The following is a 19,306-nucleotide window of genomic DNA, read 5'->3' on the forward strand; positions in this document are numbered from 1 at the left end:
GCCGATGCGTGTAGGAATTTATCCGACAGAAATTTTCCGATTGATTTGCCTGCCGTTTTCATAGAAAATGAGTCACCGCTCGATTTTTCAAGCGGATTCGCATATTCGTCACCTCCAAACTGGTATTACCAGAGCACCAGAGCCCTGAAAGAGATTTTGCTCCAACGGGATTTGATCGATCCCAGCCGTTTAGCGGTTTATAAGAGCAGAGATGATCTCAATGATATTTTTGTCAGGGGTTATACTTCTTTTATTTGCACCTTTTTTAATCTTTCTCTATCGAAAGAATCAGGCCGCTCAGTGGCGATCGGGTGGCAAGCCGTTAAAACAGAGCGACAAGACTCTCCTAGACCAAATCAATGATGCCGTTGTGGCCGTCGACTCAGAATGGGTGATCCTCGATTGCAATCCCGCCTTTACCTCCCTTCTCGGCTATACCCCCGATGAGTTAAATGGGAAGCACTTCCGTTTCCTTTACGCGGAGGGGGAGGCAGGCGCCCCTGAAGCAGATTTTCCGAAGCGTGGAACTTTAGAAGTGATCCGCTACCGGAAGAAAAGCGGAGAGGCTTTTTCAGGAGAGACGAGTTTCTCCCTTATCCAGGAGAGCGATCGCCGCCTGAACCGGATCGTCGCATTGATTCGGAACCATCCCCCTCGGCCAGAATCAGAGTCCGATGTCAGGCGACTGAATAAAACCTTGGAGCGGCGGGTCATCGATCGCATGGCGCAGTTGCATGCGATGAATCTCGATCTTCAGGTCGAAATCAACCAGCGAAAGCGGGTCGAGAGCCATCTCGCCGCCGAACATGCGATCACCCGCATCCTGGCCGAATCCGGAACGCTGGTCGAGGCCGCTCCGAGAATTCTCCAGGTCCTTTGCGAAAGCCTTGCTTGGGATCTTGGCCTTTTCTGGAAGACGAATGATCAGGTTTGTGTCTTGACCTGCATTGAGACCTGGCGTCCCGCCGCCGCCGGTCTTTCCAAATTCGAAGCGATCAGCCGTGAAAAAATTTTTTGGCCCGATGAAGGGCTCCCGGGGCGCGTTTGGTCCGAGGGAGAGCCGATCTGGTTGACCGGTGTGACCGAAGCGGCCGGTTTCGTCCGGATGGTCCAGGCGGCGGAGGCAGGATTTTACTCGGCCTTGGCCTTTCCCATTCGAAGCGGCGAAGGGGTTGCGGGTGTCATGGAGTTTTTCAGCCGGGAGGTCAGACGGTCCGATCATGAGCTCTTGGAGATATTATCGAATATCGGGAGCCAGATCGGGCAATTCATCGATCGGAAAGAATCGGAAAAGGCCCTTCGGGAAAGCGAGACGAGAAAACGGGCGATCATGGAGTCGGCGCTCGATTGCATGATCACCGTCGATCACGAAGGAAGGATCATCGAATTCAATCCGGCCGCCGAGCGGACGTTCGGCTATTCAAGAGGGGAGCTTCTCGGGCAGAACCTGGCCGAGCGGATCATCCCGCCGCATTTGAGAAAACGTCATCGGGACGCTTTTGCGAAGTATTTGGAGACGGGAGCGGGGCCTGTTTTAAATCAACGGATCGAGACGACCGGGATGCGGGCCGACGGAAGCGAGTTTCCGGTCGAGCTGACGATCATGCGGATTCCGCTGGAAGGTCCCGCCGTGTTTCAAGGGTTTCTTCGCGATATCACCGAGCGAAAACAGGCGGAAGAGGCCCTTGCGGCGGAGAAAGAGCGTCTTGCGGTGACCCTCGGCTCCATCGGAGACGGGGTTATTGCAACAGATGTGACGGGCCGCGTGATCTTCATCAACCGGACCGCGGAGGAGCTCAGCGGCTGGTTTCGAGCGGAGGCGATCGGCCGGCCGTTGCCGGAGGTCTTTCGAATCGTTCATGAAAAAAGTCGGGCCCATTGCGAAAACCCGGTGGAAAAAGTCCTCGCCACGGGGAATGTCGTCGCCCTTGCAAATCATACCGTTTTGATCGCGAAAGACGGGAAGGAGCACGCCATCGCCGACAGCGGGGCGCCGATCCGAAATCGGGAAGGGGAAGTGATCGGAGTGGTCCTTGTTTTTCGAGATGTCACGGAGAAACAGAGGATGGAGGAAGAGCTCCTTCGGGCAAGCACCCTGGAGTCGGTCGGCCTCCTTGCAGGGGGGGTGGCGCATGATTTCAACAACATTTTGACCGCCATCCTCGGGAATGTTTCTCTCGCGATGCTCTCGCTCGACGAACGGTCGGAGCCCTACGAGCGGCTGGCGCAGGCGGAGAAAGCGTCGATGCGGGCGAGAGATCTCGCCCAACAGTTACTGACCTTCGCAAAGGGGGGCGTCCCGGTCAAAAAGACCGCGTCTCTGGTCGATCTTCTCCGGGACGCATCCGATTTCGTGACGAGAGGCTCCAACGTTCGATGTGCGTTTTCAATTCAGGAGGGGCTTTGGCCGGTCGAGATCGACGAGGGGCAGATCGGCCAGGTGATCCACAATCTGGTTCTGAATGCGCAACAGGCGATGCCGGAGGGAGGCACCATTGAAATCCGCGCCGTAAACAAGACGGCCGGCGAGGTGAAGGGGCTTCCCCTCCACGAAGGAAACTACGTTCATATCGCCGTCCGGGATTTTGGAATCGGCATTCCCAAGGATCACCTTGCGAAGATCTTCGATCCGTACTTTACGACCAAACGGAAGGGAAGCGGCCTGGGATTGTCGATCTCTTATTCGATTGTCAAAAAACATGACGGCCACATGACCGTTGACTCCGAACCGGGAAAAGGGGCCACATTCTCCCTCTACCTCCCCGCATTCCCGAAGGCCGCTCTTCCAAAGGGAAAAGAGACGGCTGAAGTCGAATCCCTGACCGGCCGGGGAAGGATTTTGGTGATGGATGATGAGGAGAGCATCCGCGACGTTCTCGACAAGCTGTTGCGCCGGCTCGGCTACGAGGCGCTCCTTGCCGAGGATGGGGCGGAAGCGATTTCGCTTTATCGGCAAGCGATCGAATCGGAGACGCCGATCGATGCCGTCATCATGGATTTGACGGTGCCGGGGGGGATGGGCGGAAAAGAGGCGATCCTTGCCTTGCGTGAGATCGATCCGGAGATCAAGGCGATCGTTTCCAGCGGCTATTCGAATGATCCGATGGCGGCCGCTTTCATGGAATACGGATTCAGCGAATTTATCGCCAAGCCGTTCAAGCTTGAAAATCTGGGGAAGGTCCTCAAGCGGGTCATTCCGAGGGACCGTTGAACAGGTCCGGGAAATTCGTGTTGTTCTTTGCAGGGGCGTATTGCAATACGCCCCTGCAATCATCCTTCCTACGGCGCAGGCGCCGGCGTCCCGTCCGATTGGACGTTGAACGACCCGACGCCGGTGTTCCCGTCGATGTCGTCGTAAATATTGAAGCTGATGTTCGGTGTGCTGATCGGATGAACGAAGATGTCCGCTTCGGCCGCGCCGTTTCCGGTGATCCGATTGTGCGTGATCATGATCGGCGAAGACGAGAGATTGAAAACCCCCTCCTCCCCGTTGTCGGTGACGGTGTTCCCGATGATATTCACCGACGCGCCGATTTCGTTGGTAATCCCTTTTCCTCCGTTTCCAGAGACGGTGTTGCTGATGATCGTGGGGGACCCTCCCTGGCTGGAGATCCCGTCGGTGGTATTCACGGCGATCAGGTTGCCGTTCAAGTTGGGGGAAGAAGAGACGTTCCGGACGCCGGCGCCGTTATTGTTGCGGATGATGTTGCCGACGATCGTCGGGGTGGTGTCGACGGAGTTGAGAATCCCGCGGCCGTTGCCGGTGATGATGTTTCCCTGAATCATCGGGGAGGCGTTGTTGAAATTGTCGATTCCTTCGTTCGTATTGTCCGCAATAATATTTCCGGCGATGATGGGCGACGCGTTGTTCTGGCTGGTCATGCCGAATTGATTTCCGGTCAGGGCGTTATGCAAGATCGTCGGCGAGGAAGCGACAATGGAGATTCCGAAAAAACCGCCGGTGACCGTCAGGCCGGAGATCGCCACATTCGTCAGGGTATTCAGGACGATCACGCTCTGGTCCGGAGCGGCCGATTGGATCGTCGTCACCTCCCGGCCCGCCCCTTTCAGGTGGACGTGGCTCTTCATCGCAATATTGTCGATGTAGATTCCCGGCATCACCTTAATCAAGTAGGGATAGTCCGCAGAAGGATCGATGTCGGCCAGCGCCTCGCTCACGCTGGTGTAGTCTCCCCCTTTTTTTGCCACGATCACGACGTGGGCCGGTTTTTTCGTCAGGTCGAAATCAAGCTCGTCTTCGGAGACGCAGGCATTGCAGTCGAGATCGGTTGCGGTTTTGTCTTTGACAGGTTTTCCCTTTTGAAAGCCTCCTGGAATTTTCTTCGCCTCGGCGGCGGCGTGTCCCATAAAGAGGAGCGTGATCATCAACGTCAATATCGAGAGTGAGCGGGTGCGGTTCAGCATAGTGTTCTCCTTTTTTATAAGGGGAGAAGAGGGAGGCGGTCCCGTTCCGGAAAGGAGCGGCCCGCCTCAGCGGTATTGAAGGTGAGAATAATCGGTTTTGTTTTTCCAGTCTGTAAGCGGAATCACGGTTTCGTGAATTGCCGCTCGGAAGGGCCTTCAAGACGTAAATGGATGGAACGGTTCTTGCGAGATCATTCGTATTCGCGTGTATACAGGAGATCGAGGCTGCTCTCTTCGCCGCTCTGGGCGCGCAGCGTCAGCTTTTCGCTGATCGTGTACCGGAGAGAGAGGGTATTGGCCGCTTCAAAGAGACCGATGCCGTAACTGACATAAAAACGGGGCGACAGATACCTCCCGATCACCAGCGTCGTCTCCTCGATCGTTTCGCCTCCCTCCAGACGGACATCGTCGAGTCCGAGGGTCCGGCCGATCCGCTTGGCGAGGAGGTTCCCCCCCCTCACGCCGAGGGCCGCGATCGCCTTTGTCATCAGATCCCCTTCCTCTCCGGAAGCTTGGTTGAGGGGGCGTCCTAGGAGGAGGTAGGAGAGGGTGTTCGCCTCGTCCATCGGAGGGTCGGAGAAGAGGGTGCTTTGAGGGCGCTTCAGCGTCCCGCTGACATGAATGCCGGCGGTGATCTCTTCCACTTTTCGGACCGCCCGGATGTCGAGCCCGGGGTTGTCGGTGGGGCCGGCAAAGATGAGCCGTCCCTCGGTGATTTCTAATTTCTGGCCGTAGGCCTGATATTTTCCTTCTTCGATTCGCAACGTTCCTTCCGCGAGTGTCGGCTGATCGGGAGCGTCGGTCGCCAGCAGTTCACCGGTGATCTTCCCGGTGAGACCGAACCCGTTGAAAGAGATCTCTTCTCCCAGACGAATCCTCACGCGGGTATGGATCTCCCATCCCTGCGCGGCATCGGCCACGGTTTCCTTTCCCGAGGGGGCGCGAACGATGACGACATCCTCCGAGACCTGGACCGCCCCCTCGGGAAGCTCGCGCGGGGTGATCTCGGCTTCCGGAATAAAAACTTCGCCGGTCAGTTCGATCCGCCGTCCCAGCACCTCCAGGGTGAGATCGGGGGAGGCGAGAAGATGCACCTCCGGCAGATCGACCGCCTCAAACCGCTCGCCGCGGATCGAGAGACGCGCCGGCCAGCCTCGGTCGGCATCCATCGCGATTGTTCCATTCACGTTGATCCGGCCGGGACCCGATCCGGCTTCCGCATCGATGAGAAGCGTTCCCGGGTCCCGGCTTCGAATCGCCAGGCGGAGGGGATCGAGCGTGATCCCGAGCGCCGCAATCCGAACCGTCCCTCCCTGCAGGGTCGCTTCGCCGGTGACTTGGGGATCGGTTGGGGTCCCACCCAGAGCGAAATTGATCCGAAGTTCCCCTCCGGATTGTGTCACGTTCGGGATCAGCGCCGTGATCGGCTCCAGACGGTCGAGGCTCGCCTTCACGGTTCCGTCAAGTCGGCCCTCCCGCCAATCGGCATCGAGATCGAACGGGGAGAGGGTGACGACGCCTTGAAGGCCGCCGTGTCCCGTCAGGGTCAGCCGGGCCTCGGCGTGTAGGGTCTGATCCTCTAGCTCCGCTTGAAAGAGCGCATCTTCATAGGGGAAGCGGAGCATTTCCTCTTCGGTCACGTTGTAAACCAAAGTCCCCGGTTGGGGAATCCATCTCGTTTTGAACTGAAGCCGTCCGTCCCGTTGGCTCGCCCGCCATTCTCCATCGAGCGCGCCGGAGAGGGTTGTCTCGGAGGGAAGCCATGATTTGATAAGATCGAGCGGGATCTGCTCGGCGCGTCCTTCGGTTTGCCAACCTTGTTCCTGTTGCCACGCTCCGGCGATGCAGAATCGGGCCGTCTCCTGATGCCAGCATCCCATATCGACATCAGCCGCGTCGGCCGAAAGGATCATCGGAACCGGCGTGTCGAGAATCCAGTTGCCGAGGGCTTTGTCCTGCAAGGCCGATCGTCTCAACGCCCCTTTCCACCGTTTCCCCTCAACGCCTCCCTCCATCCGAAGGAAGATCCTTTGATCGCGTGTGCGGGCATCGGCCTGGAGGGCATGGCTCGAAAGGAGGCCCTTTCCTTCCACCTCGATCCGGGTGATCGTCTCCCCGGCCGCTTCGACCCCTTCAACGTCGATGTCGATAGAAGAGGGCATTTCACCTTGAAGATCGACCGATCCTTTCAACCGCAGCTGCTTTATCTTCGTCTCCGCCCATCGCAATCCTTCTCCGCGGACCTCGGCCGAAATGGCCGGAAGGGATCGCGCTCCGCGAATCCGTCCGCTGCCGGCGAGTCTTCCGCCGGCGTCGGGGAGAAGGGCGGCGAGATCGGGGGCCTGAATTTTCCAGCGAAGGTCCCAGCGATCGGACACTTCCCCGGCGGCCGTCAGACGGGCCGATCCGGAGTGAAGTTCGAGCGCTTCAATTTCGTAGGCTTCCCCATCGACCTTTAGATCGGCCTGCGCGCGGACCGGGTAGCCGCGAAGTTCTCCCTGAAGCGCGTCGAGTTGAAACGTTCCAACCGGACCGGCGTCGGTCAATTTTCCTTCGGTGTTGAGATGAAAGGTGATCCGTCCGTTCCATTCGGGCCAGCGCGCTCCCGGATTGAGGGTTGACCCGTCGAGGGCGAGCGCCCAACGGACCTCCGGCGCCCACGCGATCTCTCCTTTGCCGGTAATCTCTCCGTCGAGCGTCCGGACCGCCACTTCACGGACGGTCGCCATTTTTTGAGATCCGGTCCCTTCGATTTCCCATAGGGTCTCGGGAAATTGCGGCCCGCGCAGGTCGGCTTGAAGGCGGAAACGATAATCGTCAATCGGCCCGCTGAACTGATAGGTTCCCTGATGGCTTTCGATCATCGCCTCTTCCGTAAGAGGCCACTGCGCCTTGCTCCAGGAGCCGGTTAGGTCGACCACCGGTGTTCCCTCTTCCAGCCGGACCGTCCCTTGTGTGTCGATAGAGAAAGGCGCGGTCAGTTGGTGGCGAAGGGCAAATTTTCCCAATGTCCCCTTCGCCTCGCCCTTTCCTCGAAGCGAAGCGTCCGGAAGGAGATCGGCGGACCAGTCGGCCGAGAGGTCAAATGGATAGGCTCCGCGCGGATCGACCTTTCCGGAGAGCGAGACGGCGAATTGGGGCGCTTCGACTCGGAGCGATTCGATCCGAAGACCCTGTTCATCCATCCGTCCGGCGAGCGCGACATGGTCGACCGTGACGGTCTGATCGCCCGAGGTAAAGGTGATGTCGTCCAGGGTCGCCTTCGAGACGACGACCCGGATCGGAAGGTCGATCGACGGGAGAGCGCTCCCGCCCGTTTCAGGGGGAGGGGTTTCCTCGGCGTCCTGTTCGTAATCGACCCCCTCGATCGACAGGAGTTCGATCGAAAGTTCCCCGCCGAGCAGGTGCGCTGGACGCCAGGCGAGCCGGGCTGCTCCGATCGAGAGCCGGCGGGTCTCGTCTACATACGCGACCCCTTTTAAAGTAAGGGGGCCGAGAAGCGTTCCATCGACCTGCTCGATCTCAAGCTTTCCCGGAACAAATCGGCCGGCCTGGGCAAGGAGCCATCGGGCGCCCAGCTCGGTGGCGACGAGGAGCACGGCTCCGAGTCCGAGAAAGAGAATCAGGAGTAGCGGGATGAACCAGAGCCATCGGTACCTCATAGATCGGGCCCCATGTTGATGTGGACCCGCAAGGCGAAGCCCGGCCGATCGAGGGCATAGGCGAGATCGACCCGGATCGGTCCGACCGGCGAATACCACCGGCCCCCGACGCCGACGCTGTCTTGAGGATTGAGATCCCAATCGTTCGCGGCGTTGCCGATATCGTAAAAAAGAGCGACCCCCCACTGCTCCGCGATTCGATAGTCATACTCCACGCTTCCGGTCGCGAGGTAACGTCCTCCGATCACCTCGCCCGATTCGTTTTCGGGCCCCAAGGTGTTGTAGCCGTAGCCGCGGACGCTCCGGTCTCCTCCGGCGAAGAAGCGAAGGGAGACGGGGAGATCGTTGAAATTGGAAACCGAAGTCCATCCGAACTCTCCCCGAAGGAGGATTCGGCCAGACGACCGGACGGGACGGATGATCTTCGCGCGCACTTCCGATTGAAGCAGGCGGATGTCGGAAAAGAGGACCTCGTCGGTCCCCCGGACGGTGAAGGAGACGCGGCTCCCGCGGCGGGGATTCAGGCTGCCGTCGGCGAGGGTGCGGGTCCAGGTGACCCCCGGCAGAATGAGCCGTGAGTGTCCCACCTCCCCGCCGACTTCGAATGTTTCCGACTGGTAATTGAGGAAGAGGGTCTCGATCCAACGGCTTCCCCGCAGAACGCTGCGGCTCACCCCGATTTTCGCAAGGCGGGACTCGGCTGTCTCGGTCTCCTCCCGTTGGATGCCGGCCTGGAGATCGACCTTGTCGGTCGCCGGCCGCCGGAGCGGAATTTGATAATCGGCGGTCAGGCTTTGTCGGAGAACGGAGAGCTCCAACTCCGAGCTGAAGCGGTGGCCCCATTCGTTGACCCGGTGGTTATCCCAGCCCAGGATCGCGCGGGGACCGGTGTCGGTGCCGTAGCCGAGCCCGATCGAGAGCGCATATTGTTTCCGCGCGATCGCGGTCACTTCGATAGGCACCGTGTGATCGGCCGCCTCTTCTCGAAGCGGCCGCAGATCGACCCGGGCAAAATAGGCGCTGTTGACCAGAAGGCTGTTGAGGGCGAGGATCTGATCGGCATGGTAGGGCTCTCCCGGCTCGAAGGGGACGAAACGGGCGAGAAAGCGGGGATCGAATGCCGGCTCCTCTTGTTTAAAACGGACCTCGCCGAGCCGGTAGCGCGATCCGGTGTCGAAACCGATCTCCACGGCGGCCTCGTTTTTCACGAGATCGACGGCCGCCCGGTGGGTCATGAAGCGCGCGTCGAAGTAGCCCCGCTCCGCCGCGAGATTTTGGAGCATCTCTTTGGTCCGTTCGTATTCTCCGTGGTGAAAGGTCTCTCCTTCCCGGAGCGGAATCTCCGCCAGAAGCTCGTCGAAGGCGGAATCGCCCCTCCCTTCGCCGGTGACGGTGAGATCGATTCGAGCGACGCGGACCGGCGGGCCGGGATCGATCTTGAACCGGGCGACCCAGCGCTCTTCGGCGCGGGTCAGCTCGGAGTCGATCCGGGGTTGATAGTAGCCGAGCGCCTGAAGCGCTTGATGGATCTCCTCCGGCGCCTGGCGGTAGAAGCGGCGGAGGGTCGATTCGGTGAGGGGGGAAGGGGGTTCTTCAAGGCTCAAATAGGCTTGGACATTCTCAAGTAGCGCCCCTTCAACCCCTTCGATCTCGACCGTGATCTTCTCTTCACCCCATGCAGCCGGGGGAAGCCAGAAGAAAGAAATGAGGAGAATGACGGCGATGCGAAGGCGCCGTTCGGTCTCGACCCGCGCCGGGCGGGGGAGTATAGGGTTCAACGACTGATCCGTCCGAGAGAGAAGGTTAAAGGAAAATGGCGATCATGGGTGAAGCCGGTAGGCTGCAATCGTCTCGTCTCCCAAAGTTCGGTCGCCTCTTTGGAGGACACTCTTATCGTACTATAGTTCGGGTGGTCGGTTCAAAGGGGGAATGTTTAAGGGGTCGCTTTTAAACCGGACGGAACACGGGAACGGTCAAAACGGATTCTTATCAGTACGGAAAATTGATGATTGACATAGTTCTAATTAGAACTATACTGATTAGGACAGTTATTCATCGACGGAGCCGAACATGAGCCCTGCGCCGAAAGATCCCGGAGATGAGCCTTATCTGAAAGTGCTGCGGCCGTTGGTCGAGGCGTTTTACGCCTTTCTCTCGAAGGATGATCGCCATATCCGCTCCCTGGGACTCACCCTTTCCCAGTTCGACGTGATCGCCACATTGGGGGACACCCGAGGCATGACCTGCAAACAGCTGTCGGAGGAGACGCTGGTCACCAAGGGGACGTTGACCGGGGTCTTGGACCGGCTGGAAGAGAAAGGCCTGATCGAGCGGGTTTTCTCCGAAGAAGACCGCCGCGTGACGATAATCCGCCTGACCCGAAAAGGGGAAAAGAAATTCAAAGAGGTCTTTCCAAACCATATTTATTACATCAAACCGTTCTTCGAACGGGCCCTCTCTCCCGCCGAAATGAAGACGCTGCGGGGGCTTCTGCTCCGTCTGAAAGATAGCTTCGAGCGGGATGAGGGAAATACCATCAAAGGAGGAAAAAAATGAAAGGACTCTTTCAAACCGATGATTCTTGGTCGAACTTCATCCTGCGGGTCATGATGGGCCTCATCATGTTTCCGCACGGGGCTCAGAAGCTGCTGGGATGGTACGGCGGATTCGGATTTTCCGGAACGATGGGTTTCTTTACGGAGAAGATGGGGCTTCCGTGGATCATCGCTTTTCTCGTCATCATGGGAGAATCGATCGGCGCCCTGATGTTGATCGGCGGCGTCCTGACCCGCTTTGTGGCGGCGAGCCTCGCGGTGATCATGGTCGGGGCGATTTGGTTGGTTCATTTGCCGACCGGCTTCTTCATGAATTGGTTCGGGAAGCAATCGGGGGAAGGATACGAATTCCATCTCCTCGTCATTACCATCTGCGCCGCGTTGGTCCTCTGCGGCGGGGGAAAGTGGTCGGCGGATAGAGTGATCGCCAAGAAGCTGGCAAGATAAGGACTCTCCGACGGCAGCGCACCGGGTCGGTCCGCTTCTTCTTAGAAGAGGTATCCCAATCCGAACAGTCCATGGAGCGCCATGTTCGCTCCCTCCGCGCTTCCGCCGCGAATCGGGACGTCGAAGTAGGACGCGGTGACTTTTCCCTCGAGTGAGGCGAAGAGTTTTTCGGTCAGCGCGAATCGTCTGGCGACGGCGGCCTGAAGCGCCGGGCCGGCGAGATCGTATCCTTCGTCCAAAAGCCCTCTCTCCTCGGGAAGCCTCCTCCCCCGGACCGTGATCTCCGGATGCGCAATGACCACGCCTGCTCCGATGCGGTAAATCCACTTTGATTTTTCCCAGGCCCGATTCAGCATGAAGAGATTGTACCCATGTGAAATCGAGAAGTTCTCCACCTCGGGCGGTTTATTTGCCAAAAACAGCTTTACATGGATCATCTCCAACTCCCAGGCCCGGTCTTCCTTCCATCGGCCCAGACGGATGGAATAGTAAGGGGGGGCCTCAAAGCCGCGGGTGTGGTATTTTGCGTCGAGGTCGATTTCCGCCTCGCCCTGTTGCTCGATGGTCAGGGGTGTCCGCGCATGGTAAGCCGATCCTCCCAGTACCTCCAGACGCCAGTTCTCCGCAGCGCTTGTCAGAGGAATGAGAAGGAGAACAAGGAGAGGCGGGAGCCAGGGAACCCGCTTCTTTTGAGCGCTATTCGGTTTCACTCCGATTCCCTTCGCCCCCTTCTTTGATACAGACGGTTTTGATGTTGACGAATTCCCGGATTCCGAAGTCGCTCAGCTCCCTTCCATAACCGGACTGCTTCACCCCGCCGAAGGGAAGACGGGGGTCGGAAGCGACCATTGCATTGACAAAGACCATTCCCGCCTCCATCTCTTCGATGAAGCGGGCCCGTTCCTCGCGATCGTTCGTCCAGACGCTGCTGCCGAGGCCGAAGATGGTATTGTTCGCGAGATCAATCGCTTCGTCGATATTCGCGACACGGAAAAGCGAAGCGACCGGACCGAACATTTCTTCGCGATAAGCCGGTGTTTCTTTCGGAATGTCGGTGAGAACCGTCGGCGGATAATAAAATCCGGGACGATCGACCGGTTTCCCTCCAGTCAGAAGCCGGGCGCCCCCGGACACACTTCTTCGTACCTGCTCATCCAATATCTTTACCTGATCGGCCGTGGCGAGCGGACCGATGTCGGTCTTCTCATCCATCGGATCGCCGATCTTTAGATTTTTCATCGCCTCAACAAATTGGCGCTCGAATGGTTCCGCGACCGATTCCGCCACGATGAATCGCTTTGCGGCGATGCACGATTGGCCGTTGTTGATCGTCCTGGCCTGGACGGCCGTCTTGACCGCCACATTTAGGTCGGCGCTCGGCATGATGATGAAGGGATCGCTTCCGCCCAATTCGAGGACCGTTTTCTTAATGCGCCTTCCGGCTTCTCCTCCGATCGCCTTTCCCGCGCCGATGCTCCCTGTCAATGTCGCGGCGCGGACCCTCGGATCATCGATCACATGTTCCACCTCTTCGGATCCGATCAAAAGGGTTTGAAAGACCTCCGCCGGAAATCCGGCGCGCGTGAAGATTTCCTCAATCGCGAGAGCGCATTGCGGCACATTGGAGGCATGTTTGAGGAGGGCAACGTTCCCCGCCATCAGGGCAGGGACGGCAAATCGGAAGACCTGCCAAAAGGGAAAGTTCCACGGCATGACGGCGAGAATCGGACCGAGCGGCTGGAAGTGAACATCGCTCCGTGTCGCATCGGTCTTGATCTCGATGTCGGCTAAAAATCGCTCCCCATTTTCGACATAATAACGGCAGGCCCAGGCGCACTTGAGCGCTTCGGCTTTGGCGGCCTTGATCGGTTTTCCCATCTCGAGGGTCATCATCCGCCCGAACCGATCTTGTTCCTCTTCGAGGATTCGGGCGGCCTGAAGCATCCATTTTCCCCGGTCGGCGAAGGAACTCCAGCGATAGGATCGGAAGGTCTCTTCGGCCTTTCCGATCTTTTCATCGATCTGCGGATCGGTCAGCGGGGCAAAGGTTTTGATGATTTCTCCTGTCGCCGGATTGATCGTTGCGATGGCCATGGTTGACCTCTCTAAATTGTCAAAGCGATTTCTTCTATTCTAAGAAGTAGTAAGGAATGGAAACAATCCGCTGAGAAGATGATGTCGATTCGGGTGATTGGTGTGATAGTCAACAAAGGGGGAGCTTAAAAAAGGGCCGGCTCATGCGGCGCGCCGATGATTTCTTCGTCCGTCTTTCAGCGATTCGAGGAATTCATTGCGTCCGAGGGTATTGAGAATATCGGAGCGCTCGGCCCATCCGCGGCGGGCCATGCCGATTCCGAAGTGAAGGTGAGAGAGGTGGCGGATGTGGTGGGCGTCGGAGTCGATCACCAGCTTCACCCCCGCTTCGACCGCTTTCCGGATATGCTCATCCTTCAAATCCAACCGATCGGGATAGGCGTCGATCTCCAGCACCGTTCCGGTTTCTTTCGCGGTCTGGATCACCGCATCGATGTCGATATCGACCGGCTCGCGCCGCTGAATTCTCCGTCCGGTCGGATGAAAAAGGATATCGGCATGGGGGTTTTTCATGGCGCGGATGACCCGGCGGGTCATCTCCTCCCGCGGCAGGCCGAAATGGGAATGGACGGAAATCCCGACGACGTCGAGCTGGGCGAGGGTCTCATTGGAGATATCGAGGCGGCCGTCTTTCAGGATATTCACCTCAGCTCCTTTCAGGAGTGTGATGCCGCTTCGTTTTTTGTTCAATGCATCGATGGCGGCCATCTGCCGGCGGAGCTTCTCTTCGTCCGCCCCTTTCGTTACGGTGAGGCTCTTCGTGTGATCGGTGATGGCGATATATTCCCGCCCCAAGCGCTTCGCCTCCGCCGCCATCTCTTCGATCGAATGGGCCCCGTCGGTCCAGTTCGTTTGGATCTGAAGATCGCCGCGCAGACTATGATAGTCGATCAACTCCGGGAGGGCCCCCACTAAGGCGGCGCCGATCTCTCCGGCATCTTCCCGAAGCTCGGGTGGGATGAAGGGGAGGCCGAGGGCGGCATAGACCTCCTCTTCGGTTCGTCCCGCAATCGGCCGGTCCTCACGAAAGACGCCATATTCGTTTAATTTGAGCTGCTTCGCAATCGCGATTTCTCGAAGCGCGATGTTGTGGGCCTTGCTGCCGGTGAAATAGCAAAGGGCGGCGCCGAAGCTCTCCTCAGAAACGACGCGCAGATCGACATTCATCCTGTTGCTCAGCTTGATACGCGATTGGGTCGGTCCTTTGGCATGGATATAAATCGCCTCCGGCATGCCGACAAAATAGTCCATCACTCGATCGGGGTCGTTTGAGATCACGAGTAAATCGGCGTTGCCGACCGTCTCCATCCGGCGGCGAATCGATCCGGCGACCGCCACCTGTTTCACCCCCGGCACCATTTCCAGGCGGGCCTGAATGTCGTTGGCCAACGGGAGGACCGCCCCAAGCAGATGCCGGCCTCCGCTTTTGAGGAAGGCGATCCCTTTGAGGATCTTCTGCTCGCTCTTCTCTCCGAAGCGAGGAAGTTCCCGGATCTTTCCGGCCAATGCGGCCCGCTCTAGATCTTCGACCGTTCGAATACCGATCTGTGCGTGGAGGGTGTTGATCGTTTTCGGCCCCAGTCCCTCGATGAGGGAAAGACGGGCGAGATCGACCGGGCTCTTCTCACGCAGCGCCTCGAGGTAAGGGAGTCTCCCAGTTTGGATCAAGGTCGCTATCTTCTCGGCGATGCCGGCTCCGACGCCGGAAATTTCTGTCAATCCCTTGAGGCCGTCCCGCCGGTAGATCTCTTCAACGGAGAGGTCGGTGATTTTGACGGCATGGGCCGCCTTTTCATAGGCGCGCGGCTTGAAAGGAACCCCTTGCATGTCGAGCAGGGAGGCGATTTCCCGAAGGGTCTTGGCGATTTCGGCGTTCGTCATGACTTCACCTGTGATTAAGCTTCCTTTCCTTATAGAAAGCGTAATCCGTTTTCAGGTGAAACTTCAAGAGAGGACTCGGCAAGGACTCTGAAATGCGATAAGAAACGATTTGTGCAAAAGATATCATAAGATGAAAAGTGGGAAGACGGCGCGCACCACCCCATGTCGGATTACTAACCCCGTTCGCCGTCACCCAAGAGGGGCTGTTTTCTTTGCGATGTCTGATCTGACGCGGCGCATTTCCTGTCGCACTCGGCTCACCCGGCGAGTTCGCCGAGAAGGATGAGGGCTGAGAAGCCCGAAGCGGCGAGAACGCCGGAATAGCGGGGTCCATTGTGGAAGGCCTCCGGGATCATCGTTTCAGCCGCCATCGCGATGAGCGCCCCGGCTCCGGATGCCTTGAGGATTGCCGTCACCTGAGGGCCAAGATCGCTCAGGAGGTAGAAGGCAAGCGTCGTCGTCGCCGCAGTCCCGAGCGCAATACCGCTCCATAAGCTCAGCACGTAAGTAGATGAGCGCGAGGCGAGGCGCATCCCGGCCGTCCCGGAAAGCGCCTCCGGCAAGTTCGAGAGCGCGAGCGCCATGACCAGTGCCAGATCGGGTCCATGGGCCCGCAGGGTGACGCCGAGGACCAGCGCCTCCGGCACAGCATCCAGCGCGGTGCCGAGCGCAATCGAGGTGCCGCTGCCCGGCGCCTCGGCTTCCGAGGGCTGCGGCTTGCATTCTCCGCAGCGCTTGCGGTCCTTGGCGGTTGAGAGCGCTGCGTTCGCGATGCTGAACGTGGCGGCACCGGCAATCATTCCGCCGACCGTGGATGCCGCGCCGGCCAGCTTGAGCGCCTCGGCCGCGATCTCGATCGAGGCGACTGAAAGCAGCACCCCCGCGCCGAGCGACATGACGGCGGCGATGGCCCGGTGCGGGAGGCGCGTTATCAGCCCGAGTACTGCCCCTCCAAGGACGCCGGACGCCGCAGCCAACCCCCAACAGAAGGCCCACACTCCTCCCATGCTCCCTTCGGACATTGCATGCTCATCGGACGTGTATGAAGTGAATATCGAGCGCGTGGATGTTGCCGTGTGTGATGTGGGAAAAGCGGCCACGAACTGCGCACCGTCCCCCTGGTTCCAATCAGCGCAGCGGCCTGAACGCCGCTCTCACCTCTTCTGAAAAGAGCTGCGGCTGCTCCCACGCCGCAAAATGCCCGCCTTTGTCGAGCTTGTTGTAATGGATGAGGTTGGGAAACACGCGCGCCGCCCAACTCCGCGGGGCTTGATAGAGCTCGTCCGGAAAGGCGCTCACGGCCACCGGAATTGAAACTCCCATCGGCGCAAAAAAGACCAACTTGTTTTCCCAGTACAGGCGCGCCGAAGAGATCGCCGTGTTCGTCAACCAATAGAGCGTGATGTTGTCGAGGACATCGTCTCGCGTAAGGCCCTCACGCTGACCGTCAAAAACGCGTGCGATGAGCGCGTAACTACGTGCGTCGTGGTCGAGTATCCAGGCGGCGAGGCCGACGGGTGAATCCGCAATCCCGTACAGCGTCTGTGGGCGGTTCTTCATCTCGATGGCGTAACCGAGGCCGTTCTTATAGAAAAAGTCCAGCTGGTCGTACGCGTGTCTTTCGTCGGCGGAGAGACCGGACGGCGGCGGATCGCCGAATTGGAGTGCCCTCGCAACGTCGGGGGGTACGGCGGCAGGCATGTTGGAATGAATGCCGAGCAACTCCGGGGGGGCCTGCACCGCCATCTGCTCCGATACGGGATCCCCCCAATCGCCTCCCTGGGCCACAAATCGCGTGTATCCGAGGCGTTTCATCAGCGCGATCCAGGCGCGTGCGATCCGAATGGGATCCCAACCCGGAGTCGTCGGCTTTCCTGAAAACCCGTAGCCCGGCAGCGACGGGATCACGACGTCAAAAGCGTCCGATTCACTCCCGCCATGGGCCGTGGGATTCGTCAGCGGATCGATGACCTTCAACTGCTCGATGATCGAGCCGGGCCATCCGTGCGTGACGATGAGCGGCAAGGCATTTTTATGTTTCGATCGAACGTGGATGAAATGAATGTCGAGCCCATCGATCTCGGTGATGAATTGCGGCCGGGCGTTCAGCTTCGCCTCGCACTTGCGCCAATCGTATTCGGTCGCCCAATAGCGTGCGAGCTGCTGCATCGTCGCGAGCTGCACCCCTTGCGAGGCATCGGCGACTGTTTCCCGCTCAGGCCACTTTGTCGCTTTGATGCGCTTGCGCAATTCGGCAAGCTCCGTATCCGAAAAAGTCACACGAAACGGGTGAATCGCATCCTTGTCAGCGACTCGCTCGCTGCTCTGTCGTCTCGGACTGGTCTGGGCCATGGTCTCCTCCTTTTGAGTCGGTTTGGATTTTTAGTGTGTGCGTGCCCAGGCGTTGAGTCGGTAGCGCATTGCGCAAAAGGGTTGGCCTTATCCTTCTTTCATTTGAAGGACACTTACACCTCGCATATCGAGCAAGTAGTGACCCCTGATATGCGCGACGCGGATGAGCGCCGCATCACATCTGTTACAGCGGATGATCGTCCCCATCCCGTGCATGTAGGCGCCGGCCGCGCCGATCACATCGTGGGCGCCGCAGCCCGCGCAGGTGGCCTGGGCGAGGGTCATTTCAAAGGGGAAAATCTCTTCCAAGTTGCCCGCGGCGGCGTTGCCGTCGAGTTTATTCTCCATCATGCTTTTCTCCTGTCGGTCCGAATCGTTCCGTCTTGATGCGGGCCGGTTCATGTCCAAGCTCCACGAGAATGGCCGCGGCCGTTTCGACGAAGGGGGTCGGGCCGCAGACAAACGTCAGCGGACGCTGCGCCACCGGCCAGGCGACCTCGCGCAGCATCTGAAGATCGATCCGCCGGGAGTAGCCGGTCCATCCGGGCGGCTGCGCGCGCGTCAGCGTTTGCGCCACCGCCAGCATCGCGCTGCGCTTCACTAACCGGTCGAGTTCGTCCCGGTAGATCACCTCCTCCAGGGAGCGCGACGAGTAGAGCAGGCGGGTCGCCACCGTGCTCTCCGCAGCGGCCCGGTGGCGCAGCATCGCCATCAACGGCACGATCCCCGATCCTCCCGCTACCAGCAGGAGCGGCCCCCCCATCTCGGCCTCCCAGACGAAGTAGCCTCCGATCGGGCCGCGCAGCTCCAATTTGTCGCCGACGCGCAGCTCCTCGGTGAGGTAGGGGGAGACCTCGCCGTCATCGAGCCGTTCGACGGTGAGGGTCACCCGCGGCGCCTCCTCGGGCGGAGAGGCGATGGAGTAGCTGCGCTCGGCCCGGTAGCCGTCTTCCGCCGTGAGCCGCACGTCGACGTGCTGCCCCGCTCGATGCCCCCTCCAGCCGGGGAGATCGAGTGTGATGCTCTTCGTCCTGGCGGTTTCCGGCCGCGTGGCCACCACCTCGCCGAGTTGCCAGCTCAGTCGCCCCAGTAGCGTTCTTCTTTCCATGGGTCACCGTGATTGTTGTAGCCCAACGACTCCCAGAAACCGGGCTCATCCTCGTCGAGCAGACGCAGGCCGCGCACCCACTTGGCGCTCTTCCAAAAGTAGAGGTGGGGAACCAGTAAACGGGCCGGACCGCCATGCTCGGGCGCCAGCGGCTCTCCTTCATAGGTATCGACAATCCAAGCTTTCCCTCCCGTCACTTCTTCCAGCGGCAGATTGGTGGTATAGCCCCCGTCACAGAAGGCGATCACGTAATCGGCCGCCGTGGCGACCTGCGCGAGCAGGGTATCTAGGGAGACCCCTTCCCAGTGGGTATCGAACTTCGACCACTTGGTCACACAGTGAATGTCCCGGGTGATCGTCTCGCGGGGGAGCGTATGAAATTCATCCCAGCTCCAGCGTTTTGGCTGATCGACCTCCCCGACAATGGAGAAATCCCAGTTCGCGAGAGGCGTCTGCGGTGTCGGCCCTGCCGAAAGGACGGGAAAGTCCCGCTCAAGATATTGTCCCGGCGGGAGTCTTTCGCTGAGCTCACTCTTCCGGCGGCGACCGCGAAACCCGCGTGAGAAGAACTCTCCACTCATCTCTTCACCTCCTGTTCTTTCTCGCGTCCACTATAGGGGGCGGATCGTGAGCAAGCCGATGACCTTGAGAAGCTCGAAGACCGAGCCCGGCCTGCTGTACATCATCCCTTCTTCGTTGATCGGTCAACCAGTGCCGCTTCCGGAACGTTGATGTGATAGGGACGCAACGCAAATCGAATGCCAATCGTAAGTTATTGGAAA

14 protein-coding genes are annotated in these 19,306 nt (G+C 59.2%); 3 read left to right on the forward strand and 11 right to left on the reverse strand.

Going from position 1 to position 19,306, the window contains the following annotated elements:
* The first annotated feature begins 220 nt into the window (after positions 1-220).
* Positions 221-3,211 (forward strand): PAS domain S-box protein, encoded by a 2,991-nt coding sequence (locus tag MNODULE_RS21105; protein WP_238339693.1) that lies wholly within the window; start codon positions 221-223, stop codon positions 3,209-3,211.
* Positions 3,212-3,279: 68 nt separating this feature from the next.
* Here MNODULE_RS21105 and MNODULE_RS21110 read toward each other — a convergent pair whose 3' ends face one another.
* The 3 genes from MNODULE_RS21110 to MNODULE_RS21120 form a co-directional block, all read right to left on the reverse strand.
* Positions 3,280-4,425 carry a right-handed parallel beta-helix repeat-containing protein gene (locus MNODULE_RS21110; protein WP_168063157.1) on the reverse strand — a complete coding sequence of 382 codons (1,146 nt, stop codon included), beginning with the start codon at positions 4,423-4,425 and terminating at the stop codon, positions 3,280-3,282.
* A gap of 191 nt (positions 4,426-4,616) precedes the next feature.
* Positions 4,617-8,087: a translocation/assembly module TamB domain-containing protein gene (locus MNODULE_RS21115; RefSeq protein ID WP_168063158.1), complete on the reverse strand. Its 3,471-nt coding sequence runs from the start codon at positions 8,085-8,087 to the stop codon at positions 4,617-4,619.
* Positions 8,084-9,865: an autotransporter assembly complex protein TamA gene (locus tag MNODULE_RS21120; protein WP_168063159.1), complete on the reverse strand. Its 1,782-nt coding sequence runs from the start codon at positions 9,863-9,865 to the stop codon at positions 8,084-8,086. Before MNODULE_RS21120 ends, MNODULE_RS21115 begins: the two co-directional genes overlap by 4 nt.
* 292 nt (positions 9,866-10,157) lie before the next feature.
* Between MNODULE_RS21120 and MNODULE_RS21125 the strand changes: the two genes are divergently transcribed.
* The gene (locus tag MNODULE_RS21125) at positions 10,158-10,643 is read left to right on the forward strand and encodes a MarR family winged helix-turn-helix transcriptional regulator (protein ID WP_168063160.1); all 486 of its coding nucleotides are present in this window, start codon (positions 10,158-10,160) and stop codon (positions 10,641-10,643) included.
* Positions 10,640-11,089 (forward strand): DoxX family protein, encoded by a 450-nt coding sequence (locus MNODULE_RS21130; protein ID WP_168063161.1) that lies wholly within the window; start codon positions 10,640-10,642, stop codon positions 11,087-11,089. The genes MNODULE_RS21125 and MNODULE_RS21130 overlap by 4 nt, the downstream gene beginning before the upstream one ends.
* Before the next feature lie 41 nt (positions 11,090-11,130).
* Here MNODULE_RS21130 and MNODULE_RS21135 read toward each other — a convergent pair whose 3' ends face one another.
* The 8 genes from MNODULE_RS21135 to MNODULE_RS21170 form a co-directional block, all read right to left on the reverse strand.
* On the reverse strand, positions 11,131-11,799 hold the full coding sequence (locus tag MNODULE_RS21135) for a hypothetical protein (RefSeq protein ID WP_168063162.1): 669 nt from the start codon (positions 11,797-11,799) through the stop codon (positions 11,131-11,133).
* Positions 11,786-13,183, reverse strand: coding sequence for an NAD-dependent succinate-semialdehyde dehydrogenase (locus MNODULE_RS21140; RefSeq protein ID WP_168063163.1), 1,398 nt, complete (start codon positions 13,181-13,183; stop codon positions 11,786-11,788). Before MNODULE_RS21140 ends, MNODULE_RS21135 begins: the two co-directional genes overlap by 14 nt.
* A 141-nt stretch (positions 13,184-13,324) precedes the next feature.
* On the reverse strand, positions 13,325-15,064 hold the full coding sequence (polX, locus tag MNODULE_RS21145; RefSeq protein ID WP_168063164.1) for a DNA polymerase/3'-5' exonuclease PolX: 1,740 nt from the start codon (positions 15,062-15,064) through the stop codon (positions 13,325-13,327).
* A gap of 257 nt (positions 15,065-15,321) precedes the next feature.
* Positions 15,322-15,960 (reverse strand): ZIP family metal transporter, encoded by a 639-nt coding sequence (locus tag MNODULE_RS21150; RefSeq protein ID WP_168063165.1) that lies wholly within the window; start codon positions 15,958-15,960, stop codon positions 15,322-15,324.
* Positions 15,961-16,192: 232 nt separating this feature from the next.
* Positions 16,193-17,416 (reverse strand): epoxide hydrolase family protein, encoded by a 1,224-nt coding sequence (locus MNODULE_RS21155; protein WP_168063166.1) that lies wholly within the window; start codon positions 17,414-17,416, stop codon positions 16,193-16,195.
* An 87-nt stretch (positions 17,417-17,503) separates the two neighbouring features.
* The gene (locus tag MNODULE_RS21160; RefSeq protein WP_202882301.1) at positions 17,504-17,767 is read right to left on the reverse strand and encodes a DUF6510 family protein; all 264 of its coding nucleotides are present in this window, start codon (positions 17,765-17,767) and stop codon (positions 17,504-17,506) included.
* The gene (locus tag MNODULE_RS21165) at positions 17,754-18,524 is read right to left on the reverse strand and encodes a ferredoxin reductase (protein WP_168063167.1); all 771 of its coding nucleotides are present in this window, start codon (positions 18,522-18,524) and stop codon (positions 17,754-17,756) included. Before MNODULE_RS21165 ends, MNODULE_RS21160 begins: the two co-directional genes overlap by 14 nt.
* Entirely contained in the window at positions 18,494-19,105 is a 612-nt protein-coding gene (locus MNODULE_RS21170) for a sulfite oxidase-like oxidoreductase (protein ID WP_168063168.1), read from the reverse strand. The genes MNODULE_RS21165 and MNODULE_RS21170 overlap by 31 nt, the downstream gene beginning before the upstream one ends.
* Positions 19,106-19,306 lie beyond the last annotated feature (201 nt).

The sequence above is a fragment of the Candidatus Manganitrophus noduliformans genome (genome assembly GCF_012184425.1).
Taxonomy (GTDB): Bacteria; Nitrospirota; Nitrospiria; order SBBL01; family Manganitrophaceae; genus Manganitrophus; species Manganitrophus noduliformans.

Coding starts and splice junctions, on each gene's coding strand:
- MNODULE_RS21105 (WP_238339693.1), top strand. CDS start 221: ATGATATTTTTGTCAGGGGTTATACTTCTTTTATTTGCACCTTTTTTA.
- MNODULE_RS21110 (WP_168063157.1), bottom strand. CDS start 4,425: ATGCTGAACCGCACCCGCTCACTCTCGATATTGACGTTGATGATCACG.
- MNODULE_RS21115 (WP_168063158.1), bottom strand. CDS start 8,087: ATGAGGTACCGATGGCTCTGGTTCATCCCGCTACTCCTGATTCTCTTT.
- MNODULE_RS21125 (WP_168063160.1), top strand. CDS start 10,158: ATGAGCCCTGCGCCGAAAGATCCCGGAGATGAGCCTTATCTGAAAGTG.
- MNODULE_RS21130 (WP_168063161.1), top strand. CDS start 10,640: ATGAAAGGACTCTTTCAAACCGATGATTCTTGGTCGAACTTCATCCTG.
- MNODULE_RS21140 (WP_168063163.1), bottom strand. CDS start 13,183: ATGGCCATCGCAACGATCAATCCGGCGACAGGAGAAATCATCAAAACC.
- polX (WP_168063164.1), bottom strand. CDS start 15,064: ATGACGAACGCCGAAATCGCCAAGACCCTTCGGGAAATCGCCTCCCTG.
- MNODULE_RS21150 (WP_168063165.1), bottom strand. CDS start 15,960: ATGTCGCTCGGCGCGGGGGTGCTGCTTTCAGTCGCCTCGATCGAGATC.
- MNODULE_RS21155 (WP_168063166.1), bottom strand. CDS start 17,416: ATGGCCCAGACCAGTCCGAGACGACAGAGCAGCGAGCGAGTCGCTGAC.
- MNODULE_RS21160 (WP_202882301.1), bottom strand. CDS start 17,767: ATGATGGAGAATAAACTCGACGGCAACGCCGCCGCGGGCAACTTGGAA.
- MNODULE_RS21165 (WP_168063167.1), bottom strand. CDS start 18,524: ATGGAAAGAAGAACGCTACTGGGGCGACTGAGCTGGCAACTCGGCGAG.
- MNODULE_RS21170 (WP_168063168.1), bottom strand. CDS start 19,105: ATGAGTGGAGAGTTCTTCTCACGCGGGTTTCGCGGTCGCCGCCGGAAG.